We start from the raw sequence: 23,787 nt of genomic DNA on the forward strand, positions 1-23,787 counted from the left end.
GCGCCCCGCTCAGTCGGCCAGGCCGCGCAGCAGATCGTTCACGCTGGTCTTGCTGCGGGTCTTGGCATCGACCTGCTTGACGATCACCGCGCAGTACAGCGAGTGGGTGCCATCCTTGCTGGGCAGCGAACCGGACACCACCACGCTGTACGGCGGAATGTAACCGTAGGTGATTTCGCCGGTGGCGCGGTTGTAGATGCGGGTGCTCTGGCTGAGGAACACGCCCATGCCGATCACGCTGTGGTGGCCGACCACCACGCCTTCCACCACTTCCGAACGCGCACCGATGAAGCAGTGGTCTTCGATGATGGTCGGGCTGGCCTGCAGCGGTTCCAGCACGCCGCCGATGCCGGCGCCGCCGGACAGGTGGCAGTGCTGGCCGATCTGCGCGCAGGAGCCGACGGTGGCCCAGGTATCGACCATGGTGCCTTCGCCCACGTAGGCGCCGATGTTGGTGAAGCTCGGCATCAGCACCACGTCCTTGCCGAAGTAGGTGCCGCGGCGGGCAATCGCACCGGGCACCACGCGCACGCCGGCGCGGCGGAACTTCGCTTCGTCATAGCCGGCAAAGCGCGATTCCACCTTGTCCCAGAACGGCGCCGGGCGCGCGTCGACCACGGCCATGTCGTTCACGCGGAAGTACAGCAGCACGGCCTTCTTCAGCCATTCGTTGACCTTCCAGCCGCCCTGCCCGTCGGGCTCGGCCACACGGAATTCGCCCGTTTCCAGGCCATCGATCACCCGGTTCACCAGCGGCCGGGTCGAGCCTTCCAGCTCGTGCAGGGTCAGCGTGGCGCGGCGCTCGAAGGCGCTCTCGATGCCGAACTTCAGCTCTTCCACGCCCGGCACCTGCGGCTTGCGCAGCGACTTGCGGGCGATGGTTTCGGCGCGTGCAACTTCGGCGCTCTTGGCCGGGGCCTTCTTCACCGCCGGCTTCTTTGCAGCCGGCGTTTTCACCGCCGCCTTCTTCGCCGGTGCAGCAGTTTTCCTGGCGGCCGTCGCGGCGGCAGCGGTTTTCTTCGGCGCTGCGCCCTTGGCGGTGGCGGCGGTCTTCTTGGCGGGCTTGGTGGCCATCAGGCGGTGTCTCCGGCGTTTCGATCAGGGTCCAGGCAGGCCAGCATCGCGTCATGCAGCTGCTGCCGGGCAGGTTCAGTCAGGGGGAGGTCGTGTTCGTCACTGATCACGAAGGTGTCTTCGGCGCGTTCGCCGAACGTGGCAATGCGTGCGTCATGCACACGCAGACCCTGGTTGCGCAGCACGAACGCCACGTCGGCCAGCAGGCCGGGGCGGTCGGGGGCAACCAGGGCGAAACGGGTGGCACCGGGTTCGTCGCGGAACTCGATGCGCGGAGCAAAACGGAAGTGGCGCAGCTGCCGCGGCACGGCCCGGCGCGAGGGCCGCAGGCGGGTCAGTTCGCCACCCAGCGCCTCGCGCAGTGCCACTTCCAGATTGGCGCTGCTGCCATCGGCAAAGCTGTCGGCCGGGCTCACTTCGAAGGTATCGAAGATGGTGTCGGATGGGCCGTCCAGCACGCGCGCGCGGTGGATGCCGTAGCCCTTGCGGTCCAGGGTCATCACGATGGCGGCGAACAGACCGTCGCGGTCGGGCGAGTGCACGAACACTTCCAGCGCGGGGTCATCGACGCTGATCCGGCGCACCTTCACCAGGGTGTGGCCCTGCTTGATCGGCACCAGTGCCGCCGCCTGCCAGGCCAGCTGTTCCGGGCGCAGGCGCATGAAGCCTTCATCGGGCATCACCGCGAACTGGCGGTCGATGGTGGCATCGTCGTAACCGCGCTCGCGCACCAGCGCGCGCACGCTGTCGCGTGCTTCGGCCACGCGTTCGGCGGCCGGCATCGGGTGCTCCAGGCCATCACGCAGCGCGCGCCGGGTGGCGAAGTAGAGATCGGCCAGCAGCCGGTCCTTCCACGCATTCCACAGCTTGGGGCTGGTGCCGGCAATGTCGGCGCAGGTCAGCAGGTACAGGTAATCCAGACGGTCGCGGCTGCCCACCAGGGTGGCGAAGCGATGGATCACCACCGGATCGGCGATGTCCTGCTTCTGCGCGGTCACCGACATGCGCAGGTGCTGTTCCACCAGCCAGGCCACCAGTTCGGTATCGCTGCCGCTCAGCGCATGGGCATGGCAGAACGCGCGCGCATCGACCGCACCCAGTTCGGAATGGTCGCCGCCACGGCCCTTGGCAATGTCGTGGAACAGGCCCGCCAGCAGCAGCAGTTCCGGCTTGCGCAGGCGCGGCCAGACTTCGTGGGCGATGGAAAAACGCTCGTCGGCGCGGCTGCTGGCAAACAGTCCGATGTTGCGCAGGACCATCAGCGTGTGCTGGTCGACGGTGTAGACATGGAACAGGTCGAACTGCATGCGCCCGCTGACCTGGGCGAAGGCCGGAATCCACTGCCCCAGCACGCCCAGCCGGGCCATGCGCGAAAGCGTTTCGACCGGCCGCTGGCCGCGCAGCAGGGCCATGAACTGTTCGCGCGCATCGGCGTCGGCCTGGTCGTAGGCCGGCAGCAGTGGCAGCGATTCGGCCAGCGCACGCGCGGTCAGCGAATGCAGGCCACGCACCTGCGGGTTGTTGGCCCACCCGGCAAACAGGGCGAACACCTGGCCGACATCACCGCACGGCCAGTCGGCGTCGTTGGCGGCCAGGTAGCCGCGGCGCAGGGAAAAACCAACGGTCAGCGGTTCCGGCTGCGCTTCGCCATCGAACTGTTCCTCGAAGCGCTGCAGCAGGCGGTCGCTGATACGCCGCACCACCGATGCGGCGCGGTAGAAGCCCTGCATCATCTTCTCGACGCCCAGATTCTCGGCGTCGTCTTCGAAGCCCAGGCGCGCGGCCAGGGTCTTCTGGTAATCGAAGCGCAGGCGCTCTTCGGGGCGCCGTGCCACCAGGTGCAGGCCAAAGCGCAGGCGCGCCAGCACCGCACGTTCGCGCTTCAGCGCGGCGGCTTCATCGGCGCCCAGGTGGCCCAGGCCCACCAGCGCTTCCAGATCGCGCACGCCGAACGCGCGCAGCGCCATCCAGCCCAGCGTGTTCAGATCGCGCAGGCCGCCGGGGCCGTCTTTCAGGTCCGGCTCCAGGTTGTCGGCGGTATCGCCGAAGCGCTCGTGGCGGCCGCGCAGTTCGTCCAGCTTGGCCAGGAAGAAGGCGCGCGCCGGCCACAGTTCGCGATCGTCCACGGCTGCACGCAGCGCGCGGCGCGCACCGTCGTCGGCCAGAATCGGGCGGGCCTCGATCAAGGCGGTCAGCACGGTCTGATCGGCGGCCGCTTCGCGGCACTGGGCGGCCGAACGCACGGCGTGGCTGACCGCCAGGCCGCAGTCCCACAACAGGGCGAACAGCCGCGACAGCGCCGCTTCGTGCGCCAGCTGCGCCGACGTTTCACCGAACACCAGCAGATCGATGTCCGAGCGCGGGAACAATTCGCCGCGCCCGTAGCCGCCCACTGCGAAGAGGGACAGGCCGCTGTCGGCCGGCAGGCAGCGCTGCCAGGCCAGGCGGATCAGGTGATCGGCCGCGCGCGCGCGCAGCGCGATCAGGCGCTCGATGTTGTCGCCCTGGTCGAAGCGCCGGTACAGCCGAGCATCGGCCTGCTGCAGCGCCTGCCGTGCGGCAGACGCCCATTCGGGATCGTCAAGCGAATCGGCCGGCGCGTCCAGCAGTGAACCCGCCGGCAGCATGGTCAGGAGACCTGCGATTCGCCGGGCGACAGGGTCAGCACGTCCACGCCGGTCTCGGTGACCGCGATCATGTGCTCCCACTGCGCCGACAGCTTGCGGTCCTTGGTCACCACGGTCCAGCCATCGGGCAGCACCTTGTTGTAGCGGGTGCCCTCGTTGATCATCGGCTCGATGGTGAAGGTCATGCCCGGCTGCAGCACCAGGCCCTGGCCCGGGCGGCCGTAATGCACCACCTGCGGTTCATCGTGGTAGACCTTGCCGATGCCATGGCCGCAGTACTCGCGCACCACGCTGAAACGCTCGCCTTCGGCATAGCTCTGGATGGCATGGCCGATATCGCCCAGGGTGGCCCCCGGACGCACGGCGCGGATGCCGCGCCACATGGCTTCGTAGGTGGCTTCCACCAGGCGGCGGGCCATCACCGACGGCGTGCCGACGAAATACATGCGGCTGGTGTCGCCGTGCCAGCCATCCTTGATGACGGTCACGTCGATGTTGATGATGTCGCCGTCCTTCAGCACCTTCCCTTCGCTGGGAATGCCGTGGCAGATGACATTGTTGACCGAGGTGCACACGGTCTTGGGGAAGCCGCGGTAGCCGACGTTGGCCGGAGTGGCGCCCTGCACGTTCACGATGTGGTCGTGGCAGATGCGGTCCAGTTCCTCGGTGGTGACACCGGGCTTGACGTGGGGGGTGACGATGTCGAGCACTTCGCTGGCCAGGCGGCCGGCGATGCGCATCATCTCGATTTCCTGCGGGGTTTTCAGATTCACGCTCATGGCACCCATTATCGCCGATCCAGCTGCAATCTGAACGAACGCCACCCAACTGAGGGTCTGGCCAATGCACGGTTCCGGCAAGGAATGTGAAAGCGTGATGCGCTTGGCCTTTTGTCACGCATTTTTCTCACGAAATACAGACACTTAGTGCTTTACCTCTGGGGACACTGACGTCAGCGCGGTGCCCCCGCACCGCCCTCGCCCTGTTCAACAGACCTTCGGGTCAGGGAGGTTGTCCATGCGATCCGCAGCCCGTTCCACCCTGCCATGGGCCTTGGCCCTGCTGCTGGCCGGCCCCGCCGCCGCGGCCGATACCACAACCTTCAACGTGACCCTCATCGTCACCAAGGCCTGCACCATCACCGCCGCTGCCGCCACCAACGTGGATTTCGGCACCGCCGCCTCCACCACGGCCACGCCGACCAACGGCCAGGGCACGGTCACCGCCCAGTGCTCGGCCCTGACCCCGTACACCATCTCGCTCAACGCCGGCGCCAATGCCGGTACCGCCAACGACGTCACCACCCGGCGCATGAAGAACACCGACGCCACGGTGACGGCCAACAACTACGTGGGCTACCAGCTCTACCGCGATGCAGCGCACACGCTGGTCTGGGGTGCCACGTCGGGCACCAACACCCAGGCCGGCATCGGCACGGGCCTGGCCCAGCCGTATACGGTCTACGGCCAGATCGGCAACCTGAGCACCAACAACGCCTCCGCCGGTAACTACCTGGATACCGTCACCGCCACGATCACCTACTGACGGGGTGGTGCCGATGAACCCGATCCGCCCGTGGTACGCCACCGGCGCGGCGCTGCTGCTCGCCCTTGCGCTGCTGGCGCCGGCGCGCGCCGCCACCAGCCTGCAGGTCGCCCCGACCACCCTGCAGCTGGATGCACGCCAACGCGCCGGCGAACTGTGGCTGACCAACAGTGGCACCGCGCCGGTGAAGCTGCAGGTGCGCGTGTTCCGCTGGGTGCAGCAGGACGGCCAGGAACAACTGCTGCCCACCGAGGACCTGCTGGCCACCCCGCCCATGCAGGAACTGGCCGCCGGCCAACAGCAGCTGGTGCGGGTGATGCGCCCGGACAACCTGCCGCCGGACGCGCCGCAGTACTTCCGCCTGATCGTGGACGAAGTGCCGGACTTGGCCCGTCGGGCCAGCGGCATGCAGTTCGTGCTGCGCTACTCCATTCCGGTGTTCATCCAGCCGCCTTCGCCTGGCCGCCTGAAGCCGCAGCTGCAGGCAAGGCTGGTACGCCTGGACGACGGCCGCGACGGGGTGGAAGTGCGCAACAGCGGCACGGCCCATGCGCAGATCGCCGATCTTGCGCTGGGCAGCGCCGACCGTCCGCGCATCGTCCACCCGGGCCTGCTGGGCTATGTGCTGCCCGGGCAGGTGATGCGCTGGCCGCTGGAACGCACGGCGATCGACCGCGACAACGACCAGATTTCGGCCAAGCTCAATGGCGCGCCCAAGCAGACGCCCCTGCCCCCCACACCGGCTCGCTGAGGCGCTGGTGAGCGCGCTGCTGGGCATGGCACTGGTTCCCACGGCCGCCTCGGCGGCCGACGTCTCCGGTGTTGCTGCCGATGCCCTGCTGCCGCCGCCCACGCCGCTTACCGCGCAGCAGACCCTGTACCTGGCGGTGGTGCTGAACAGCACGCCGCGCGGCCTGCTGCCCTTCACCGAAACCGGCGGGCGCCTGCAGGCCAGCCCCGAGGTGCTGCGCCAGCTCGGCTTCAGTGCGCCCGGGCAGGCACCAGTCTTCCTGGACCAGATCAGCGGCGTGGTGGTGCGCTATGACGCCCAGCAGCAGACCCTGGCCCTGGACGTGCCGCTGGAACAGCTGACCCTGCCCACCACCGTGCTCAGCCGGCCGCAGGCGCGCCCCGAAGTGAGCGCCGCCGCGCCGGGCGTGCTGCTGAACTACGATCTGTATGGCAGCCACGTGGATGGGCGCGGCAACCTGACCTTGACCTCGGAAACCCGGGTCTTCGGCATCGGCCGCGGCACGTTCGAGAACACCGCGGTGACCCGCCGCTACCAGCGCAGCGAGGACCGCCGCTGGCACAGTGAAAGCGTGCGCCTGGACACCCGCTGGACCCTGGATTTCCCCGACCAGGCGCTGAGCCTGGAAGTGGGCGACTTCTACAGCGGCTTCGTTGACTGGTCCCGCCAGGTCCGCCTGGGCGGCCTGCAGATCGGCCGCAACTACGGCCTGCAGCCCTACCGCGTGCTTACCCCCACGCCATCGTTCCTGGGCCAGGCCGTGGTGCCTTCAACCGTCGAGCTGTATGTGGACGGCCTGCGCCAGTACAGCGGCCAGGTGCCGGTGGGGCCGTTCCAGCTGGCGGCACAGCCAGGCATCAGCGGCAACGGCAACGCCCAGGTGGTGCTGACCGATGCCTTCGGCCGCATGCAGACCCTGGATTTCAGCTTCTATGGCACCCAGCAGCTGCTGGCCAAGGGCCTGTCCGACTGGTCGCTGGGCGTGGGCCGGCTGCGCGAGAGCTTCGGCGAGGCATCCTTCGCCTATGACGACCGCACCGTGGCCAGTGCCAGTTGGCGCGGCGGCCTGAGCGACCGTTTCACCGGCGAGGCGCATGCCGAGGGCGGCGGCGGCCTGGCCCAGGCTGGCCTGGGCGGCTGGTGGCAGATCGGCAGCGTGGGCGTGGTCAATGCCGCCTATGCACGCAGCCGCTACCAGGGCCTGCGCGGCGGCCAATGGGCCGTGGGCTACAGCTGGAACAACCGGCGCTTCAACCTGAACCTGCGCAGCGTGCGCAGCCACGGCGACTACCGCGACCTGGGCGCGCTGCAGGGCAGCCTGCCGCCCAGCATCAGCGAACAGGCCACCGCCGGCATCGACCTGGCCCAGCTGGGCACCCTGAGCGCCAGCTACCTGCGGCTGCGCTACCCCGACGGCGACGACAACCGCTACGCCAGCCTGTTCTGGTCGCGCAGCTGGAGCCCGCGCTGGTCGGCCTACCTGTCGCTGAACCAGAACCTGGACCGCAGCAACGACCGCAGCGTGTATCTGTCCCTGACCGCCACCCTGGGCAACAACCGCCAGGCCAGCCTGTCCACCCAGCGCAACGGCGGCGCACAGGCCTGGGTGGCCGACATCACCCAACCGGTGCCGGGCGACGGCAGCGCTGGCGGCATGGGCTGGCGCGCACAGCTGCGGCAGGGCGATGACGGCCTGGGCGGCCTGGCCGAGGTGGGCGTGCTCACCAACGTCGGCCGCTATGCGCTGGGCGCCTCGCGCCAGAGCGGGCTGAATTTCGCCTACGGCAGCGCCAGCGGCAGCGTGGTCTGGATGGATGGCCACAGCTTCGCCACCCGCGAGGTGGCCGACGCGTTTGCGGTGGTCAGCACCAATGGCGTGGGCGGGGTGCCGGTGCGGCTGGAAAACCGCCTGATCGGGGTGACCGACGACCGTGGCCTGCTGCTGGTCAGCCCGCTGCTGTCGTGGCAACGCAACCGGGTGTCGATCGATACGCTGGATCTGCCGCAGGACATGCGCGCCGATCGCATTGAGGACTGGGTGACGCCGCCACAGGGTGCCGGCACCGGGGTCACCTTCAACCTGCGCGCGCGCCCCTCCCTGCGGCTGACCCTGCAGGATGCGGCCGGGCAGCCGCTGGACGTCGGCAGCGAAGTGCAGCTGCCGGACGGGCGCCAGGCTACGGTGGGCTACGACGGCCTGCTGTACCTGGAAGACGTGGCCCCCGGCAGCGTGCTGCAGGTCACCACCAACGAGGGCGCGTGCAGCGTGCGGATACCCGATGCGCCCAACGTGCAGGCCGCCGGCGCCACGCCGCGCCCCACGCCGTTGCGCTGCCTGCCGGGCGCGGCGCCATGAAGGGGCTGCTGGCGCTGCTGCTGATGGCCGCCAGCCTGTGCCTGGCCGCACCGGCCTGGGCCACTGCCACCTGTACCGCCACGGCCAACCCCACCCTGCCCTTCAACAACGTCAACAGCGGCGCCGCCGCGCCCAGTACCGGCACCCTCAACATCACCGTGAACTGCACCACCGCCGCACTGAGCCTGCTGGCCACCACCGGGGTGCGGGTCTGCGTGGGCATCGGCGCCGGCAGTGGCGGCGGCACCCCGGCCAGCGGGCGCACCATGACCACCAGCAGCGGCGACAGCCTGAACTTCCAGATCTACAACAACGCCAGCTACAGCCAGGCCACCGGCCTGCTGCCCCGTGGCACGCCGCCGGCACAGGAACTGACCATGACCTACAACGTGCCCCTGCTGACTGGCGGCAGCGGCGCGCAGAGCACCCAGCTGTTCGCGCAGATACCGGCCAACCAGACCCTGGCATCGGGCAACTACAGCAGCAGCTTCAGTGGCGCCAACGTGGTGCTGACCTGGGCCTGGAACGAAGTGCTGCTGGGCACCGCCACCGTGCCGGCCACCTGCAACGGCGGCGCCACCGGCACCAACAGTGCCAGCGCTGCGTTCAGCTTCACCGCCACCGCCACGGTGCTGCCGCAGTGCGGCAGCTATGTCACCACGGCCATGAATTTCGGCAACGTCACCGGCAGCATCGCCGCCAATATCGACCAGACCGCGCGGCTGACCCTGACCTGCCTGAAGAACACCGCCTACCAGGTGAGCCTGGACAACGGCCAGAACAACCCTACCGGCACCAGTAGCCGGCGCATGCGCACCACCGTGGCCGGCAGCAACTATTATCTGGGCTACGAGCTGTACCGCGATGCCGGCCGCAGCCAGCGCTGGGGCAACACCCTCACCGTGGATACCGTGGGCGGCGTCGGCACCGGCGCGGCCCAGCAGCTGACCATCTACGGGCGGGTGCCGCCGGTGGCGGGCCAGCCGCCGGCCGGCACCTACAGCGATGTGATCAACGTGACCATCACCTACTGATCCCGCCCGATCCCTGCCCGGCCGGGCCATTTGCCCCGCCCCCCTGGATCTGGCTATAATCCTCCGGATGCCCTGCCGCCCCGTGCGCGGGGCACCGTCCACACCGGACGTCACCGGTGAATCCACACCTGCTGCCCCCATCCGTGCCGGGGTGCTCCGCAAGGAGTTCGGCCACGGAGGCAACAGGGAAGCCCAACCCCGGAACCGATCGCGTTTCCACGCGTCCCGCACACTATTACCGCGGGCGGAAATGCAGGTTCCCCATCAGGAGTATTGCAATGCCCCAGGTCACCATGCGTCAGATGCTGGAAGCCGGCGTCCACTTCGGCCACCAGACCCGCTACTGGAACCCCAAGATGGCTCCGTACATCTTCGGCGCCCGCGGCAAGATCCACATCATCAACCTGGAAAAGACCGTCCCGCTGTTCAACGACGCGATGAACTTCATCTCGTCGGTGGCCCAGAAGCGCGGCACCGTCCTGTTCCTGGGCACCAAGCGCAGCGCCCGCGAAACCATCCGTGAAGAAGCCGAGCGTTGCGGCATGCCGTTCATGAACCAGCGTTGGCTGGGCGGCACCCTGACCAACTTCCGTACCGTCAAGCAGTCGGTTGCCCGCCTGAAGGAACTGGAAGCCGGTGAAACCGACGGCACCTTCGAGAAGCTGGTCAAGCACGAAGTGCTGGGCCTGCGTCGCGAGCGCGACAAGCTGGAAGCCTCGCTGGGCGGCATCAAGGACATGAACCGTCTGCCGGACGCCATCTTCGTGATCGACATCGGCCACGAAGACATCGCGATCAAGGAAGCCAAGAAGCTGGGCATCCCGGTCATCGCCGTGGTCGACACCAACTACAACCCGGAACTGGTGGACTACGCCATCCCGGGCAACGACGACGCCATCCGCGCTGTGCAGCTGTACGCCCGCGCCGCTGCCGACGCCGTGCTGGAAGGCAAGGCTGCTGCTCCGCACGCTGCTTCGGTGCGTGAAGAAGAGTTCGCCGACGCCGCTGCTGCCGAAGGCGAAGACAAGGCCGCCCGCCGCGCTCCGGCGAAGAAGGCTGCCAAGAAGGGCGACGACGCCCAGGCCTGATCCAGGCCCCGGGGTGGACGCCCGGCGTCCACCCTCCCTGCGCGCAGCCCTTGGCGCGTGACAGGACCGTGTCACACGGGCCGGCCACCATGCCGGCCCAACCCCTTTCTTTCGTGAGGAAATCCCGTGGAAATCACTGCTTCCCTGGTCAAGGAACTGCGCGAGCGCACCGGCGCCGGCATGATGGAATGCAAGAAGGCGCTGACCGAAGCCGGCGGCGACATCGACGCCGCTGCTGAAGCGCTGCGCAAGTCCGGCGCTGCCAAGGCCGACAAGAAGGCTGACCGCGTGGCTGCCGAAGGTCGTCTGGGCCTGGCCCAGGACGGCGGCAAGGCCGTGCTGGTCGAAGTCAACTCGGAAACCGACTTCGTCGCCAACGACATCAACTTCAAGAACTTCGTCGACTCCGTCGCCGCTGCCGCCCTGGCCGCTGGCGCCACCGACGTCGAAGCCGTGAAGGCTGCCAAGCTGGCCGACGGCCGCACCGTGGAAGAAGCCCGCGCTACCGCCGTGCAGACCCTGGGTGAAAACATCCAGATCCGCCGCCTGGTCAAGGTCGACACCACCGGCAACATCGGTGCCTACGTGCACACCAACGGCAAGGTCGGCGTGCTGGTCGACCTGATCGGCGGCGACGTCGAGCTGGCCCGTGGTCTGGCCATGCACGTGGCTGCGCTGAAGCCGCCGCACAACAAGGCTGCCGACGTTCCGGCCGACTTCGTTGAGAAGGAAAAGGAAATCGAACTGGCGAAGATGTCCGAGAAGGACAAGTCCAAGCCGGCCGACATCCTGGAAAAGATCATCAGCGGCAAGATCAACAAGATCGTCAGCGAAGTGACCCTGTACGGCCAGACCTACGTGCTGGGCGAAACCACCGTCGAGCAGGTGGTCAAGGCCGCCGGCGCCGACGTGGCGGGCTTCCAGCTGCTGATCGTGGGCGAAGGCATCGAGAAGGTGGTGGAAGACTACGCCGCCGAAGTTGCCAAGGCCATGCAGGTCTGATTCCAGCCCACCGGCTGCGAGCTGACCAGAAGGAGCCGCGGGAAACCGCGGCTCTTTTTTTGTGCCTGCGGCACCTGTGAAGCCGTGGCTGCACACCACGGGTGCGCACTCACGTGCCAGATACCTTTGCGTTGTTTGCGATTCAAGCCGATACTCGGCACAGGGGAATTCGCAGTCACATAGCAGGAACGAAAAACGCAAACTGTGATGCATTCCTAAGTATTCTTGTCCTAATGGAATTTGACGATCCGACATGCCTCCTGAGCTGACTGCTGCCCTGGCGCTGTGCCGCAACCTGCCCTCGCCCCCCGGTATTGCCCTGCGCATCATCGAACTGGCGCAGGACCCGGAAGCGGACATCGCCACCGCCGCCGACATCATCGCCATCGACATGGCGCTGAGTGCTCGCATGCTGCGCATTGCCAACTCGCCCCTGTACGCCAGCCGCCGCCGCATCGAGAACCTCGGCCAGGCGCTGACCATGCTGGGGCTGAACGCCACCATCAGCCTTGCGCTGGGCTTCACCGTCACCCAGGGCCTGACCGCCGGCGGCGGCGCCGACCACGACCTGCGCCAGCGCGCGTGGAAGCGCAGCATCCTCAGCGCCCTGGCCGCCAGCCAGCTGGGCCAGGCCCGCGGCCTGCGCCGGCTGGAAGAGCTGATGCTGGCTGGGCTGCTGCAGGACATGGGCGTGCTGTGCCTGGCCCAGGCCGAATCCGAACGCTACCTGCCGCTGCTGCGCGAAGCGCAGGACAACCCCGACCTGGTCGCACGCGAGCGCCAGGCACTGGGCTGCAGCCATGCCGACGTGGGCGCGTGGGTGGCCGAGGAATGGGGCCTGCCGCGCTACCTGGTGGACAGCATCCGCCACAGCGAAGATGCCGAAGCGGCAAGCACCCCGTTCCAGGCCTGCGTGCAGCTGTCCGGTGCGGTGGCCGATATCTGGCTGGACAGCGATGCCGACGCCGCGCGCGAACGCGCCCTGCACCAGGTGCATGACCAGCTGCAGCTGGACAGCGCCCGCTTCGACCAGGTGCTGGCGCGCATGAGCGACGCCCTGCCCGACATCGCCAGCCTGTTTGAAACCGGCCTGAGCTCGCCGCAGCGCGTGCGTGAATTGATCGACCACGCACAGGAACTGACCACCCTGCGCAACCTGCGCGAAATGCAGGATGCCGAACAGGCGCGCCGCCGCGCCGACGAATTCGAGGCCCGGGCCAAGCGCCTGGCCGACCAGGCCCACCGCGATGCGCTGACCGGCGTGCTCAACCGCCGCCAGCTGGAAGCCGTGCTCGAGCAGGAATTCCTGCGCGCCGGCCGCCACGGCTGGCCGCTGTCGGTGGCCTTCATCGACCTGGATGACTTCAAGAAGATCAACGACGCCCACGGCCACCTGACCGGCGACGAAGTGCTGCGCGCCTTCGCCGCCAAGCTGCAGGGCCAGCTGCGCAACAGCGACACGGTCGCCCGCTTCGGCGGCGAGGAGTTCGTGGCGCTGCTGCCCAACACCAGCGAAGCGATGGCCCTGGACGTGATCCGCCGGGTGCTGGCGAACATCGTGGCCACCCCGATGACCGAAGCCGAAAGCGGGCCCCTGTTCGTGACCTTCTCCGCCGGCGTGGCCACCCAGGGCGGCTACGAGCGCTTTGCCACCGTGCAGGACCTGCTGCGCGCGGCCGATGACGTGCTGTACCGCTCCAAGAACCTGGGCCGCAACCGGGTCATCGCCCGCTCGCCCGGCGAACTGGGGCATGATGAGCTGTCGGCGACTGCAGGCCTCGAGCTTGGCTGAATGGATCCCCTGGCCCGGGCCGGGGGATCACGCCAAATCGCGCCGCAGCGCACAAAACGCTTTGGCCGCGCGCTGCATGCGCGTAGAATCGCCCGCGATTTCCACGCACCCGAGGTCCTCATGTCCAAGCTCGCCTATCGCCGCATCCTTCTGAAACTGTCCGGGGAGGCGCTGATGGGAGATGAGGACTACGGCATCGACCCGAAGATCATCAACCGCCTGGCCCGTGAAGTGATCGAGGCCCAGCAGGCCGGTGCCGAAGTGGCCCTGGTGATCGGCGGCGGCAACATCTTCCGTGGCGCCGGCCTGGCCGCAGGCGGCATGGACCGGGTCACCGGTGACCAGATGGGCATGCTGGCCACGGTCATCAACGCCCTGGCCATGCAGGACGCGCTGGAAAAGCTGGGCGCCAAGGCCCGCGTGATGAGCGCCATCAAGATCAACGACGTGTGCGAGGACTACATCCGCCGCCGCGCCATCCGCCACCTGGAAAAGGGCCGCCTGGTGATCTTCGCCGCCGGCGTCGGCAGCCCGTTCTTCACCACCGATTCGGGCGCCGCCCTGCGCGCCATCGAGATCGGCGCCGACCTGCTGCTGAAGGCAACCAAGGTCGATGGCGTTTACGACAAGGACCCGAACAAGTACAGCGACGCGGTGCGCTTTGACAGCCTGAGCTACGACGAAGTGATCCGTCGCGGCCTGGAAGTGATGGATACCGCCGCCTTCGCCCTGGCCCGCGACAGCGACCTGCCGATGCGCGTGTTCGACATGGGCCAGCCGGGCGAACTGCTGAAGATCCTCAACGGCGCCAACATCGGCACCCTGGTGCAGGGCCGCGACCCGGCCTGAGCCTGAGCGGCAACCGGGCCCCGGGCCGATCCAGGCCCGGCAGCGTCCCGTATTCGCCTATAATCGCCCGATTCCAGTTACATCCAGGACCCGGGCGATGCTCAACGACATCAAGAACAACGCGCAGACGCGCATGGCCAAGAGCATCGACGCTCTGAAGCACACCCTCACCTCCATCCGCACCGGCCGCGCCACGCCGGCCCTGCTGGACCGCGTGACGGTCAATGCCTACGGCAATGCCAGCACCCCGCTGAACCAGGTCGCGTCCATTTCCAATGCCGACGCCCACTCCCTGCTGGTCACGCCCTTCGACAAGAGCATGATCAAGGAGATCGAGAAGGGCCTGTACAACGCCGAGTTCACCCCGAACACCCTGGGCACCGCGATCCGCATCAACATGCCGCCGCCGACCGAAGAGCGTCGCAAGGAACTGGCCAAGCAGGTGCAGAAGGAAGGCGAAGGCGCCAAGATCGCCATCCGCAACATCCGCCAGGATGCGAACAAGGAAATCGCCAAGCTGGTCAAGGACAAGGCGATCAGCGAAGACGAAAAGAAGCGCGGCGAAGACGACATCCAGAAGCTGACCGACAGCAACATCAAGGATGTCGACAAAGTCGTGGCCGACAAGGAAAAGGAACTGCTGTCGGTCTGAAGTCGATGCCTTCAGTCCCGCCACCTCTGCCGGCCGCCCTGCCCCGCCACGTTGCCATCATCATGGATGGCAACGGGCGCTGGGCACAGCAGCGCCGTCGTCCGCGCGTCATCGGCCACCGCGCCGGCGCCCGCGCGGTCAACCGCACCATCGAGCGCTGCCTTGAACTGGGCATTCCGGCGCTGACCCTGTTCGCGTTTTCCAGCGAGAACTGGGGCCGGCCGCAGGACGAAGTCGATGCCCTGATGAAGCTCTTCCTTGGCGCGCTCGATCGCGAAGTGGACGAGCTGCATCGGCGCGGCGTGCGCGTGCGCTTCATCGGCGAACGCGAGCGCTTCGGCGCCGGCCTGGTCAGCCGCATGCAGCTGGCCGAACAACGCACCGCCGACAACACCACCCTGACCCTGTCCATCGCCGCCAGCTATGGCGGGCGCCAGGACATCGCCCGTGCCGCCCGCGCACTGGCGGTGGAAGTGGCCGCCGGCCGCCTGTTGCCCGAGCAGATCGACGAATCGCTGCTGGGCCGCCAGGTCGCCCTGGCCGACCTGCCGCCGCCGGATCTGTTCATCCGTACCGGTGGCGATACCCGGATCAGCAATTTCCTGCTGTGGCAGCTGGCGTATACCGAGCTGTGGTTCACCGAAGCGCTGTGGCCGGATTTCGACGCCGCCCTGCTGCAACAGGCGCTGGACGCCTATGCCAGCCGTGAGCGCCGCTTCGGCCTGACCAGCGCCCAGATCGCCGCCATGGCCACCGAGACGTCCAACCCATGACCAAGACCCGAGTCCTCGCCGCGCTGATCATGGCGCCGGTCGCCATCGCCGCGATCCTGCTGCTGCCCACGCAGTGGCTGGCCGCCGCCGCGGCCGCCGTGTTCCTTGTTGGCCTGTGGGAATGGCTGAAGCTGGCCGACGTGGAAGACACCCTGGCCCGTACCGTGCTGCTGGTGCTGAACCTGCTGCTGATGGTGCTGCTGGTCTGGGCCGATGCAGGCAGCCTGGTGCTGTACCAGATCGCCACCCTGGTGGGCGTGGGCTGGTGGCTGTGCGCCCTGCTGTGGCTGCGCTTCTACCAGTTCGGCGCGCAGCCGGGCAGCCCGGCCCGCATCCTGAAGCTGCTGGCCGGCACCCTGGCCATCGTGCCGTCGTGGGCGGCGCTGGTGCTCATCCACGCCGGCGGCGATGTCGATGCCACGCGCAGCGGCAACGGCCACCTGTGGCTGTTTGCCGCGCTGGCCCTGGTCTGGGCCGCCGATTCCGGCGCTTACTTCGCCGGCCGCCGCTTCGGCAAGCACAAGCTGGCCCCGCGCATCAGCCCCAACAAGACCTGGGAAGGCCTGCTGGGCGGGCTGGTGGCCGGCGTGGCCGTGGCCGTCGGCCTGGGCCTGCTGGCCGGGGTCGACACCGCCCACCTGCCGGGCCTGCTGGTCACCGCCGTGGTGGCCGTGTTCGCCTCGGTGCTGGGCGATCTGTACGAAAGCCTGATCAAGCGCCACGCCGGTGCCAAGGATTCGGGCCACCTCATTCCGGGCCACGGCGGCGTGCTGGACCGCATCGACGGTGTGCTGGCCGCCCTGCCGGTGTTCGCGCTGGGCAAGGAAATCTTCGGGTTCTGACCATGGACGTTGCTGCACACCCCCGCCGGGTCGCCGTGTTCGGCGCCACCGGTTCCATCGGCGCCTCCACGCTGGACGTGATCGCCCGCCATCCGCAGCAGTACCAGGCCACCGTGCTGGCCGCCGGCCGCCAGGTAGAGGCGCTGCTGGCGCTGTGCCGGGTGCACCGCCCGGCGCACGCGGTCATTGCCGATGAGACCCTGTTCGCGCCGCTGCGCGACGGCCTGCGCGAGGCCGGCCTGGCCACCGAAGCGCACGCCGGTGCCGCCGCCCTGGACCAGCTGGCCGCCAGCGACGCCTGCGACACCGTGGTGGCCGCCATCGTCGGCGCCGCCGGGCTGTCCTCGACCCTGGCCGCCGCCGCGGCGGGCAAGCGCATCCTGCTGGCCAACAAGGAATCGCTGGTGCTGGCCGGCGAACTGCTGACCCGCACCGCCGACCAGGCCGGCGCCGAAATCATCCCCATCGACAGCGAACACAGCGCCATCTTCCAGTGCCTGCGCTCGCGCGATGCCAGCCTGGACGGCGCCGGTGTGCGCCGCATCCTGCTGACCGCCTCGGGCGGCCCGTTCCGCGGCCGCAGCCGCGCCGAGCTGGCCCAGGTCACCCCGGCCCAGGCCGTGGCGCACCCGAAGTGGTCGATGGGACCGAAGATCTCGGTCGATTCGGCCACCTTGATGAACAAGGGCCTGGAAGTGATCGAGGCCCACCACCTGTTCGCCGTGCCGGGCGAGCGCATCGAGGTGCTGGTGCACCCGCAGAGCCTGGTGCATTCACTGGTCGAATTCGTCGATGGCTCCACCCTGGCCCAGCTGGGCCTGCCGGACATGCGCACCACCCTGGCCGTGGGCCTGGGCTGGCCGCAGCGCATCGAATCGGGCGTGGGCGGGCTGGATCTGCTGGCCCAGGGCCGGCTGGATTTCGAGGCCCCCGATACCGAGGCCTTCCCCTGCCTGGCCCTGGCCTGGCAGGCCATGCAGGCCGGCGGCACCGCCCCGGCAGTGCTGAACGCCGCCAACGAAGAGGCGGTTTCAGCGTTTCTTCAGGGCCGGATCGGTTTCCTGACCATTCCCGCGCTGGTTGCTAACGCTCTTTCAACACTGCCCAGCGAGCCAGCCGATACACTGGAGGGCCTGTTGTCCGCCGACCAGCGGGCACGCCACCTGACCCTGAACGCCATCGCCGCCGCCTGAACGCCTCGACGAACCGAATGACGCTTCCGAACCTGTCCGCCACTGTGAGCCTGCATGACTGACTTCATCGGATCGGTCTGGTGGATGATTGTCAGCCTGGGGCTGCTGGTCACCTTCCACGAGTTCGGCCACTACTGGGTGGGCCGCATGTGCGGGGTGAAGGTGCTGCGCTTCTCGGTCGGCTTCGGGCGGCCGCTGTGGTCGCGCCGCGACAAGCACGGCACCGAGTTCGCCATCGCCGCCCTACCGCTGGGCGGTTATGTGAAGTTCCTGGACGAGCGCGAGGTGGAAGTACACCCGCACGAGCGCGGCCAGGCCTTCAACCACAAGACCGTGTGGCAGCGCATCGCCATCGTCGCCGCCGGCCCCGCCGCCAACCTGCTGCTGTGCATCCTGCTGCTGTGGGCGATGTTCGTGATCGGCAAGCAGGACTATTCGGCCACCCTGGGCCGCGCCACCGGCATGGCCGCCACCGCCGGCCTGGTCAGCGGCGACCGCCTGCTGCGCGTGGATGACCGCAGCGTGGTCACCCTGGGCGAGGCCAGCATGGCGCTGACCGCCGCCGCGATGGACCGCCGCGACGTGACGCTGGAGGTGGTCGACCTGGCCGACCAGGTACAGACCCGCACCCTGCCGCTGTCGCAGTTGCCGGCCGGCTTCGACGAACGCCGCGTGCCGCTGCTGGCCGGCCTGCACTGGCAGGCGTGGATGCAGCCGGCGCTGGTGGACAGCCTGACCGCCGATTCGGCCGTGGCCGGGCAGCTGCAGGCTGGCGACCTGATCGTGGCCATCGACGGCCAGCGCATCGACAGCGCCGAACAGGTCAGTCCCGAAATCCAGGCACTGGGCCGCCATGGCGGGCCGGGCATGATTGAAGTCCTGCGCGGCGGCGAGCGCCTGGCGCTGGAAGTCACCCCGCGCCAGGGCAAGGACGGCAAGGGCCAGCCGCAGTGGCAGATCGGCGTGGGCTTCGCCAGCACCTACAGCCCGCCCTACGACACCCTGATGCGCTACGGCCCGCTGGATGCGGTGACCGCCGCGGTGCGCGAGACCGGCCGCCTGGGCGCCGATTCGCTGGCCATGATGGCCCGCATCGTCACCGGCAAGGCCTCGCTGCAGAACGTTTCCGGGCCGGTCACCATCGCCCGCGTGGCCAACATCTCGGCCAAGCGTGGCTTCGACTGGTTCCTGCAGTTCCTGGCGCTGCTGTCGCTCAGCCTGTGCATCATCAACCTGCTGCCCATTCCCATCTTGGACGGCGGGCACCTGCTGTATTACCTTATTGAGTTGGTCAAGGGCAGCCCGCTGAGCGAGCGTGCCATCGCCGCCGGACAGTACATCGGTCTGGCGCTGCTGGCCGGGCTGATGGGGTTGGCGTTCTACAACGACATCCTCGGCCTGGTCCCGCGATGAACTTTTCCACGTTGTTGCCGTCTACAGCGTCGGCATCCCGCACCAATGAAATCGACCTTCCTACCGGACGTGACATGACGCGACTCCCCAATCGCCGCCTGCTGGCCCTCGCCCTCGCCGCCGTCACCGGCGCCCCCGTGCTGGCCCAGGCTGCCGAGCCCTTCACTGTCAGCGACATCCGCGTCGACGGCCTGCAGCGCATCAGCTCGGGCACGGTGTTCACCTACCTGCCGGTGGAACGCGGCGAGACCGTGACCGACAGCAAGATCGGCGACACCATCCGCGCCCTGTACAAGACCGGCTTCTTCGAAGACGTGCAGCTGGACCGCCAGGGCAGCATCCTGGTGGTGACCGTGAAGGAACGCCCGGCGATCAACAAGCTGACCGTCACCGGCAACAAGGACATCAAGAGCGACCAGCTGTTGAAGGGCCTGTCCGACATCGGCCTGACCGAAGGCGGCACCTTTGACCGCCTGAGCCTGGACCGCGTGACCCAGGAACTTCGTCGCCAGTACAACGACCGCGGCAAGTACAACGTGGAAATCACCCCGACCGTGAGCCCGCTGGACCGCAACCGCGTGGACATCGCCATCGCCATCAAGGAAGGCAAGGCGGCCAAGATCCGCCACGTCAACCTGGTCGGCACCGAAAAGTACGATGCCCGCGACATCCTGGAAATCTGGGAGTCGAAGGAGCACAACTGGGCTTCGTGGTACCGCCGCGATGACCAGTACTCCAAGGAAAAGCTGTCCGGCGACCTGGAAAAGCTCAATTCCTGGTACCTGGACCGTGGCTACGTCGATTTCAGCATCGACTCCACCCAGGTCTCGATCAGCCCGGACAAGCGCGACATGTTCGTGACTGCCGGCGTGACCGAAGGCAACCAGTACAAGATCTCCGACATCAAGGTCAGCGGCGACACCATCCTGCCGCAGGAAGATGTCGAGCGCATGGTCGTGCAGAAGGCCGGCGATACGTTCTCGCGCGCCCTGCTGGAGTTCAGCTCCGACTCGATCACCAACTCGCTGTCCAACATCGGCTACGCGTTCGCCAAGGTGAACCCGATCCCGACCACCAACCGCGCCGAGCAGACCGTGGCGGTGAACATGCAGGTCGTGCCGGGCCCGCGCGTGTCGGTGCGCCGCATCATCTTCAAGGGCAACACCCGCACGTCCGACGAAGTGATGCGTCGCGAAATGCGCCAGTTCGAGAACACCTGGTATTCGCAGGCCGCCATCGACCGTTCCAAGATCCGCCTGCAGCGCCTGGGCTACTTTGAATCGGTGGACGTGGAAACCCCGGCGGTCAGCGGCAGCAACGACCAGGTGGATGTGGTCTACAACGTGAAGGAAACCACGTCGGGCAGCTTCGTGTTCGGCCTGGGCTATTCGCAGTCCTACGGCATGACCACCTCGGTGCAGCTGTCGCAGAACAACTTCCTGGGCGGCGGCAACCGCGTGTCGGTGGAAGCCTCGCGCAGCAGCTACCTGCAGCGTTACGGCTTCAGCTACACCAACCCGTACTTCACCGATGACGGCGTGTCGCTGGGCTACAACCTGTCCTGGCGCGAACTGGACTACTCCGACTTCAACACCGCGCAGTACAACAGCACCAACGGTGCCGCGCAGGTGGTGTTCGGCGTGCCGCTCACCGAGACCGACACCGTCTCGCTGATGTTCGGCATCGACAGCAACCAGATCACCACCTACACCGGCACCACTCCGCAGTCGATCGTTGACTACATCAACGTGATGGGCAGCAAGACCTTCCATGCCTGGCGCACGGAACTGGGCTGGGCGCGCGACTCGCGCAACGACTATTTCATGCCGACCCGCGGTACCTACCAGCGCGTGGGCCTGGAAACCACCCTGCCCGGCTCGACCGTCGAGTACTTCAAGCTGAACTACCAGATCAGCAAGTACTGGCCGATCATTCCGTCGCTGGTCATCAACACCCGCGCCGAAATCGGTTATGGCGACAGCTATGGCAAGGACAAGACCGCCATCGTGCCGGATGCCGAAGGCAACCTGCGCGAAGTGACCGCCTCGGGCCTGCCGTTCTACGAGAACTTCTACGCCGGCGGTACCAACTCGGTGCGCGGCTTCGAAGACAACACTCTGGGCCCGCGTGAAGCGACCTTGAGCTACCCCAACGGCCAGCCGCTGGGTGGTTCGCTGAAGACCGTCGGTTCGGTCGAAGCCTATTTCCCGCGCCTGTTCGACAGCCCGTCGGCACGCGTGTCGGCCTTCGTCGACTTCGGCAACGTCTACAACGGCGTGGACAACTTCAAGGCCAACGAGCTGCGCGTGTCCACCGGTGTGGCCCTGCTGTGGCGCGCCCCGGTCGGCCCGATCTCGATCAGCTACGCGTTCCCGCTGAAGAAGGAAGACGGCGACGAGATCGAGCGTCTGCAGTTCACCTTCGGCGGGCAGTTCTGACGAACCGCTGGGCGGTTCGCCAGAACTGCCCCCGCATTCCACCTATCCCCCGCGCCGTGGGCGCGCCCCCCTTAGCAAAGGGGGGCTCTCCACCAGACGGGTTACGAAGCGCCGGGCTCTGCCCGGCGTTTTTTGTCGTAGCGTCGAGCCTGCTCGACGGCTGTTCAACGCTGCTTCGGCGTCGCCACAGGAATGAACTCACTGGTGGACACGCTGGCCATGGATGCCATGGCCTGCAGCGGCATGCTGGGGTCATTGGACGTGGTGAGGGTGAACAGCACACCACTCGGGGCATCCGGCGCGTTCACGCCCCACGAGCGGGTGTGGGTACCTTCGCGGTTCGGCCCTGAGGTTTTCACCTCGGTGACCTGCAGCGGCGCCGGCACGCTGTTCAACAGGCGCTGGAACTCGGCAACGAGTGCATCGGGCTGGGCCTGGCGGGCAAAGACCGCGCAGACCCCGTCGTCGGTCTGCGCCACCGCGTAGTTGCCGCTGCCCAGGCTGATCGCCCAGGCCTTGCCGGCCTTGCCCAGCAGGAAGCTCTGGGCGCTACCCGCAGGCAGCGGGGCCAGCCCGTTCGTTTCCATGAACTGCTCGACCTTGCGCGCATCGCCAAAGGCAGCAAGGCAGGTGTTGGTGAACAGCCGGCCGAAATCGGCGGCGCCGTCGGCAGGCGCGTCGGCGGCCCCGGCCGGGCTGGAAAGGGCGAGTGCAGCCATCACGGCCGCCGGGTACAGCAGATTTCGCATGAAAGGTCCTTTTTCGCGGCCCGCGCAGGCGGCGTGGGCATCCACAGGGTGCGGCCACCGTAGCCCACGGCGTGCGGCCAAGGCCAGCCCCGCATGACCGGATTGGCGTCACACGGTAAACTCCCGCCGTGAATACTCCTACCTACACCGCCCAGCAACTCGCCGATCAGTTCGGCCTGCAGGTCCATGGCGACCCCGCCACTGCCATCCATGGCGTGGCCACCCTCGCCCATGCCGGTGCCGGCCAGCTGACCTTCCTTGCCAACCCGCGCTACCGCGCCCAGCTGGCCGACAGCCACGCCTCGCTGGTCGTGCTGCGCGCCGACGATGCCGAGGCCGCCCCCGGCGCGGCACTGATCGCCAAGGATCCCTACACCACCTTCGCCAAGATCGCCGCGCTGTTCGACAGCGCGCCGCTGCGCGAGCCCGGCATCCACCCCAGCGCGGTCATCGACCCGCAGGCGCAGGTGGCCGCCAGCGCCCACATCGGTCCGTTCGTCACCATCGGCGCGCGCAGCGTGGTGGGCGAGAACTGCATCGTCGGCGCCGGCAGCATCATCGGCGAAGACTGCAGCCTGGACAGCGGCTGTGAACTGATCGCCCGGGTCACCCTGGTCACCCGGGTGAAGCTGGGCAAGCGCGTGCGCATCCACCCCGGCGCCGTGCTGGGCGCCGATGGCTTCGGCCTGGCCATGGATGCCGGCAAGTGGATCAAGGTGCCGCAACTGGGCGGCGTGCGTATCGGCGATGACTGCGAGATCGGCGCCAATACCTGTGTCGACCGCGGCGCGCTGGAAGACACCGTGCTGGCCGAAGACGTGCGCCTGGACAACCTGGTGCAGATCGCCCACAACGTGCAGATCGGCGCGCACTCGGCCATCGCCGGCTGCACCGGCATTGCCGGCAGCGCCAAGATCGGCCGCTACTGCCTGCTCGGCGGCGCCGTCGGCGTGGTCGGCCACCTGGAAATCTGCGACAAGGTCGTGATCACCGGCAAATCGGTGGTGCGCAACTCCATTACCGAACCGGGCGAGTACTCGTCCGGCACCCCCCTCACCGACAACCGCACGTGGCGCAAGAACGCCGCGCGCTTCAAGCAGCTTGATGCACTGGCCCGCCGCATCCTGTCTGTAAGCAAGGAGAAAGAATGAGCCAGACCCAGACCCTGCCGGACATGACGCAGATCCAGGCCCTGCTGCCGCACCGCTACCCGTTCCTGCTGGTGGACAAGGTGCTGTCGATCGACTACGAAAAGCGCACCATCGTGGCGACCAAGAACGTCAGCATCAACGAGCCGTTCTTCCAGGGCCACTTCCCCAACCAGCCGATCATGCCGGGCGTGCTGATCATCGAAGCCATGGCCCAGGCCGGTGGCGTGCTGACCCAGCTCACCCTGGGCCGCGATTCGCAGTCCAAGCTGTTCTACATGGTGAAGGTGGACAAGGCCCGCTTCACCAAGCAGGTGGTGCCGGGCGACGTGCTGGAAATGCACGTGGAGATCAAGCGCGTGATCCGCAACATGGCCGTGTACGACTGCGTGGCCAAGGTCGATGGCGAAGTGGTCGCCTGCGCCGAGGTGCTGTGCGCCGGCACCCGCGAATAACCCTGG

Annotated in this window: 20 protein-coding genes; 16 read left to right on the forward strand and 4 right to left on the reverse strand. The window is 67.8% G+C overall.

The features are described from left to right. Positions 1 to 9: 9 nt before the first annotated feature. Genes dapD through map form a run of 3 tightly spaced genes read right to left on the reverse strand, consistent with a single transcriptional unit; the run spans position 10 to position 4,489 of the window. Positions 10 to 1,074 carry a 2,3,4,5-tetrahydropyridine-2,6-dicarboxylate N-succinyltransferase gene (gene dapD / locus G4G00_RS05675; RefSeq protein ID WP_108752599.1) on the reverse strand — a complete coding sequence of 355 codons (1,065 nt, stop codon included), beginning with the start codon at positions 1,072 to 1,074 and terminating at the stop codon, positions 10 to 12. Beyond that, positions 1,074 to 3,701, reverse strand: a complete 2,628-nt coding sequence (locus G4G00_RS05680; RefSeq protein WP_164271766.1) for a [protein-PII] uridylyltransferase — start codon at positions 3,699 to 3,701, stop codon at positions 1,074 to 1,076. Before G4G00_RS05680 ends, dapD begins: the two co-directional genes overlap by 1 nt. 2 nt (positions 3,702 to 3,703) lie before the next feature. After that, positions 3,704 to 4,489, reverse strand: coding sequence for a type I methionyl aminopeptidase (gene map, locus G4G00_RS05685; RefSeq protein WP_159091882.1), 786 nt, complete (start codon positions 4,487 to 4,489; stop codon positions 3,704 to 3,706). Between the two features lie 229 nt (positions 4,490 to 4,718). On the opposite strand from map, the gene G4G00_RS05690 reads away from it, so the two are divergent. From G4G00_RS05690 to bamA, 14 genes are all read left to right on the forward strand, one after another. Further along, positions 4,719 to 5,246, forward strand: a complete 528-nt coding sequence (locus tag G4G00_RS05690) for a spore coat U domain-containing protein (protein WP_108752597.1) — start codon at positions 4,719 to 4,721, stop codon at positions 5,244 to 5,246. A 13-nt stretch (positions 5,247 to 5,259) separates the two neighbouring features. Continuing rightward, complete coding sequence (locus G4G00_RS05695; RefSeq protein ID WP_164271769.1) at positions 5,260 to 5,997, forward strand: molecular chaperone; 738 nt, start codon at positions 5,260 to 5,262, stop codon at positions 5,995 to 5,997. A 25-nt stretch (positions 5,998 to 6,022) separates the two neighbouring features. After that, the gene (locus G4G00_RS05700; protein ID WP_164271833.1) at positions 6,023 to 8,353 is read left to right on the forward strand and encodes a fimbria/pilus outer membrane usher protein; all 2,331 of its coding nucleotides are present in this window, start codon (positions 6,023 to 6,025) and stop codon (positions 8,351 to 8,353) included. Then, positions 8,350 to 9,387, forward strand: coding sequence for a spore coat U domain-containing protein (locus G4G00_RS05705; RefSeq protein ID WP_164271772.1), 1,038 nt, complete (start codon positions 8,350 to 8,352; stop codon positions 9,385 to 9,387). The genes G4G00_RS05700 and G4G00_RS05705 overlap by 4 nt, the downstream gene beginning before the upstream one ends. A 278-nt stretch (positions 9,388 to 9,665) precedes the next feature. Continuing rightward, complete coding sequence (gene rpsB, locus G4G00_RS05710; protein ID WP_108749069.1) at positions 9,666 to 10,475, forward strand: 30S ribosomal protein S2; 810 nt, start codon at positions 9,666 to 9,668, stop codon at positions 10,473 to 10,475. A gap of 126 nt (positions 10,476 to 10,601) precedes the next feature. Then, on the forward strand, positions 10,602 to 11,477 hold the full coding sequence (tsf, locus tag G4G00_RS05715; RefSeq protein WP_164271774.1) for a translation elongation factor Ts: 876 nt from the start codon (positions 10,602 to 10,604) through the stop codon (positions 11,475 to 11,477). Positions 11,478 to 11,730: 253 nt separating this feature from the next. Beyond that, complete coding sequence (locus G4G00_RS05720) at positions 11,731 to 13,269, forward strand: GGDEF domain-containing protein (RefSeq protein WP_108752594.1); 1,539 nt, start codon at positions 11,731 to 11,733, stop codon at positions 13,267 to 13,269. A 120-nt stretch (positions 13,270 to 13,389) separates the two neighbouring features. Next, positions 13,390 to 14,118: a UMP kinase gene (gene pyrH / locus G4G00_RS05725; protein ID WP_108749066.1), complete on the forward strand. Its 729-nt coding sequence runs from the start codon at positions 13,390 to 13,392 to the stop codon at positions 14,116 to 14,118. Between the two features lie 97 nt (positions 14,119 to 14,215). Beyond that, the gene (gene frr / locus G4G00_RS05730; RefSeq protein ID WP_108749065.1) at positions 14,216 to 14,770 is read left to right on the forward strand and encodes a ribosome recycling factor; all 555 of its coding nucleotides are present in this window, start codon (positions 14,216 to 14,218) and stop codon (positions 14,768 to 14,770) included. Positions 14,771 to 14,775: 5 nt separating this feature from the next. Continuing rightward, positions 14,776 to 15,543, forward strand: a complete 768-nt coding sequence (uppS, locus tag G4G00_RS05735; protein ID WP_108752593.1) for a polyprenyl diphosphate synthase — start codon at positions 14,776 to 14,778, stop codon at positions 15,541 to 15,543. Further along, entirely contained in the window at positions 15,540 to 16,385 is an 846-nt protein-coding gene (locus G4G00_RS05740) for a phosphatidate cytidylyltransferase (protein WP_108752592.1), read from the forward strand. Before uppS ends, G4G00_RS05740 begins: the two co-directional genes overlap by 4 nt. Positions 16,386 to 16,387: 2 nt before the next feature. Beyond that, complete coding sequence (gene dxr / locus G4G00_RS05745) at positions 16,388 to 17,578, forward strand: 1-deoxy-D-xylulose-5-phosphate reductoisomerase (protein ID WP_108752591.1); 1,191 nt, start codon at positions 16,388 to 16,390, stop codon at positions 17,576 to 17,578. Positions 17,579 to 17,632: 54 nt separating this feature from the next. Continuing rightward, positions 17,633 to 18,991, forward strand: coding sequence for an RIP metalloprotease RseP (gene rseP, locus G4G00_RS05750; RefSeq protein ID WP_108752590.1), 1,359 nt, complete (start codon positions 17,633 to 17,635; stop codon positions 18,989 to 18,991). 74 nt (positions 18,992 to 19,065) lie between these two features. Continuing rightward, positions 19,066 to 21,429 carry an outer membrane protein assembly factor BamA gene (bamA, locus tag G4G00_RS05755; protein WP_108752589.1) on the forward strand — a complete coding sequence of 788 codons (2,364 nt, stop codon included), beginning with the start codon at positions 19,066 to 19,068 and terminating at the stop codon, positions 21,427 to 21,429. A 164-nt stretch (positions 21,430 to 21,593) separates the two neighbouring features. Here the strand turns inward: bamA and G4G00_RS05760 are convergent, their stop codons facing one another. Further along, a complete protein-coding gene (locus tag G4G00_RS05760) occupies positions 21,594 to 22,178 on the reverse strand; it encodes a hypothetical protein (protein ID WP_164271777.1) in 585 nt (194 codons plus the stop codon). A 128-nt stretch (positions 22,179 to 22,306) separates the two neighbouring features. Here G4G00_RS05760 and lpxD point away from each other — a divergent pair, with 128 nt between their 5' ends. Both lpxD and fabZ read left to right on the forward strand, forming a co-directional pair. Beyond that, positions 22,307 to 23,329: a UDP-3-O-(3-hydroxymyristoyl)glucosamine N-acyltransferase gene (gene lpxD, locus G4G00_RS05765; protein ID WP_108749059.1), complete on the forward strand. Its 1,023-nt coding sequence runs from the start codon at positions 22,307 to 22,309 to the stop codon at positions 23,327 to 23,329. Further along, positions 23,326 to 23,781, forward strand: coding sequence for a 3-hydroxyacyl-ACP dehydratase FabZ (gene fabZ / locus G4G00_RS05770; RefSeq protein WP_108749058.1), 456 nt, complete (start codon positions 23,326 to 23,328; stop codon positions 23,779 to 23,781). Before lpxD ends, fabZ begins: the two co-directional genes overlap by 4 nt. Positions 23,782 to 23,787 lie beyond the last annotated feature (6 nt).

Origin of the sequence: Stenotrophomonas sp. B1-1 (genome assembly GCF_010894375.1) — a bacterium.
In the GTDB taxonomy this organism is placed as follows: domain Bacteria; phylum Pseudomonadota; class Gammaproteobacteria; order Xanthomonadales; family Xanthomonadaceae; genus Stenotrophomonas.

Bases quoted from the DNA above. Each gene is read 5' to 3' on its own strand.
- G4G00_RS05740 (WP_108752592.1), top strand. From the start codon at position 15,540: ATGACCAAGACCCGAGTCCTCGCCGCGCTGATCATGGCGCCGGTCGCC.
- dxr (WP_108752591.1), top strand. From the start codon at position 16,388: ATGGACGTTGCTGCACACCCCCGCCGGGTCGCCGTGTTCGGCGCCACC.
- G4G00_RS05760 (WP_164271777.1), bottom strand. From the start codon at position 22,178: ATGCGAAATCTGCTGTACCCGGCGGCCGTGATGGCTGCACTCGCCCTT.
- pyrH (WP_108749066.1), top strand. From the start codon at position 13,390: ATGTCCAAGCTCGCCTATCGCCGCATCCTTCTGAAACTGTCCGGGGAG.
- fabZ (WP_108749058.1), top strand. From the start codon at position 23,326: ATGAGCCAGACCCAGACCCTGCCGGACATGACGCAGATCCAGGCCCTG.
- map (WP_159091882.1), bottom strand. From the start codon at position 4,489: ATGGGTGCCATGAGCGTGAATCTGAAAACCCCGCAGGAAATCGAGATG.
- G4G00_RS05680 (WP_164271766.1), bottom strand. From the start codon at position 3,701: ATGCTGCCGGCGGGTTCACTGCTGGACGCGCCGGCCGATTCGCTTGAC.
- G4G00_RS05720 (WP_108752594.1), top strand. From the start codon at position 11,731: ATGCCTCCTGAGCTGACTGCTGCCCTGGCGCTGTGCCGCAACCTGCCC.
- bamA (WP_108752589.1), top strand. From the start codon at position 19,066: ATGACGCGACTCCCCAATCGCCGCCTGCTGGCCCTCGCCCTCGCCGCC.
- rpsB (WP_108749069.1), top strand. From the start codon at position 9,666: ATGCCCCAGGTCACCATGCGTCAGATGCTGGAAGCCGGCGTCCACTTC.
- uppS (WP_108752593.1), top strand. From the start codon at position 14,776: ATGCCTTCAGTCCCGCCACCTCTGCCGGCCGCCCTGCCCCGCCACGTT.
- G4G00_RS05695 (WP_164271769.1), top strand. From the start codon at position 5,260: ATGAACCCGATCCGCCCGTGGTACGCCACCGGCGCGGCGCTGCTGCTC.
- dapD (WP_108752599.1), bottom strand. From the start codon at position 1,074: ATGGCCACCAAGCCCGCCAAGAAGACCGCCGCCACCGCCAAGGGCGCA.
- G4G00_RS05705 (WP_164271772.1), top strand. From the start codon at position 8,350: ATGAAGGGGCTGCTGGCGCTGCTGCTGATGGCCGCCAGCCTGTGCCTG.
- G4G00_RS05690 (WP_108752597.1), top strand. From the start codon at position 4,719: ATGCGATCCGCAGCCCGTTCCACCCTGCCATGGGCCTTGGCCCTGCTG.
- rseP (WP_108752590.1), top strand. From the start codon at position 17,633: ATGACTGACTTCATCGGATCGGTCTGGTGGATGATTGTCAGCCTGGGG.
- frr (WP_108749065.1), top strand. From the start codon at position 14,216: ATGCTCAACGACATCAAGAACAACGCGCAGACGCGCATGGCCAAGAGC.
- G4G00_RS05700 (WP_164271833.1), top strand. From the start codon at position 6,023: ATGGCACTGGTTCCCACGGCCGCCTCGGCGGCCGACGTCTCCGGTGTT.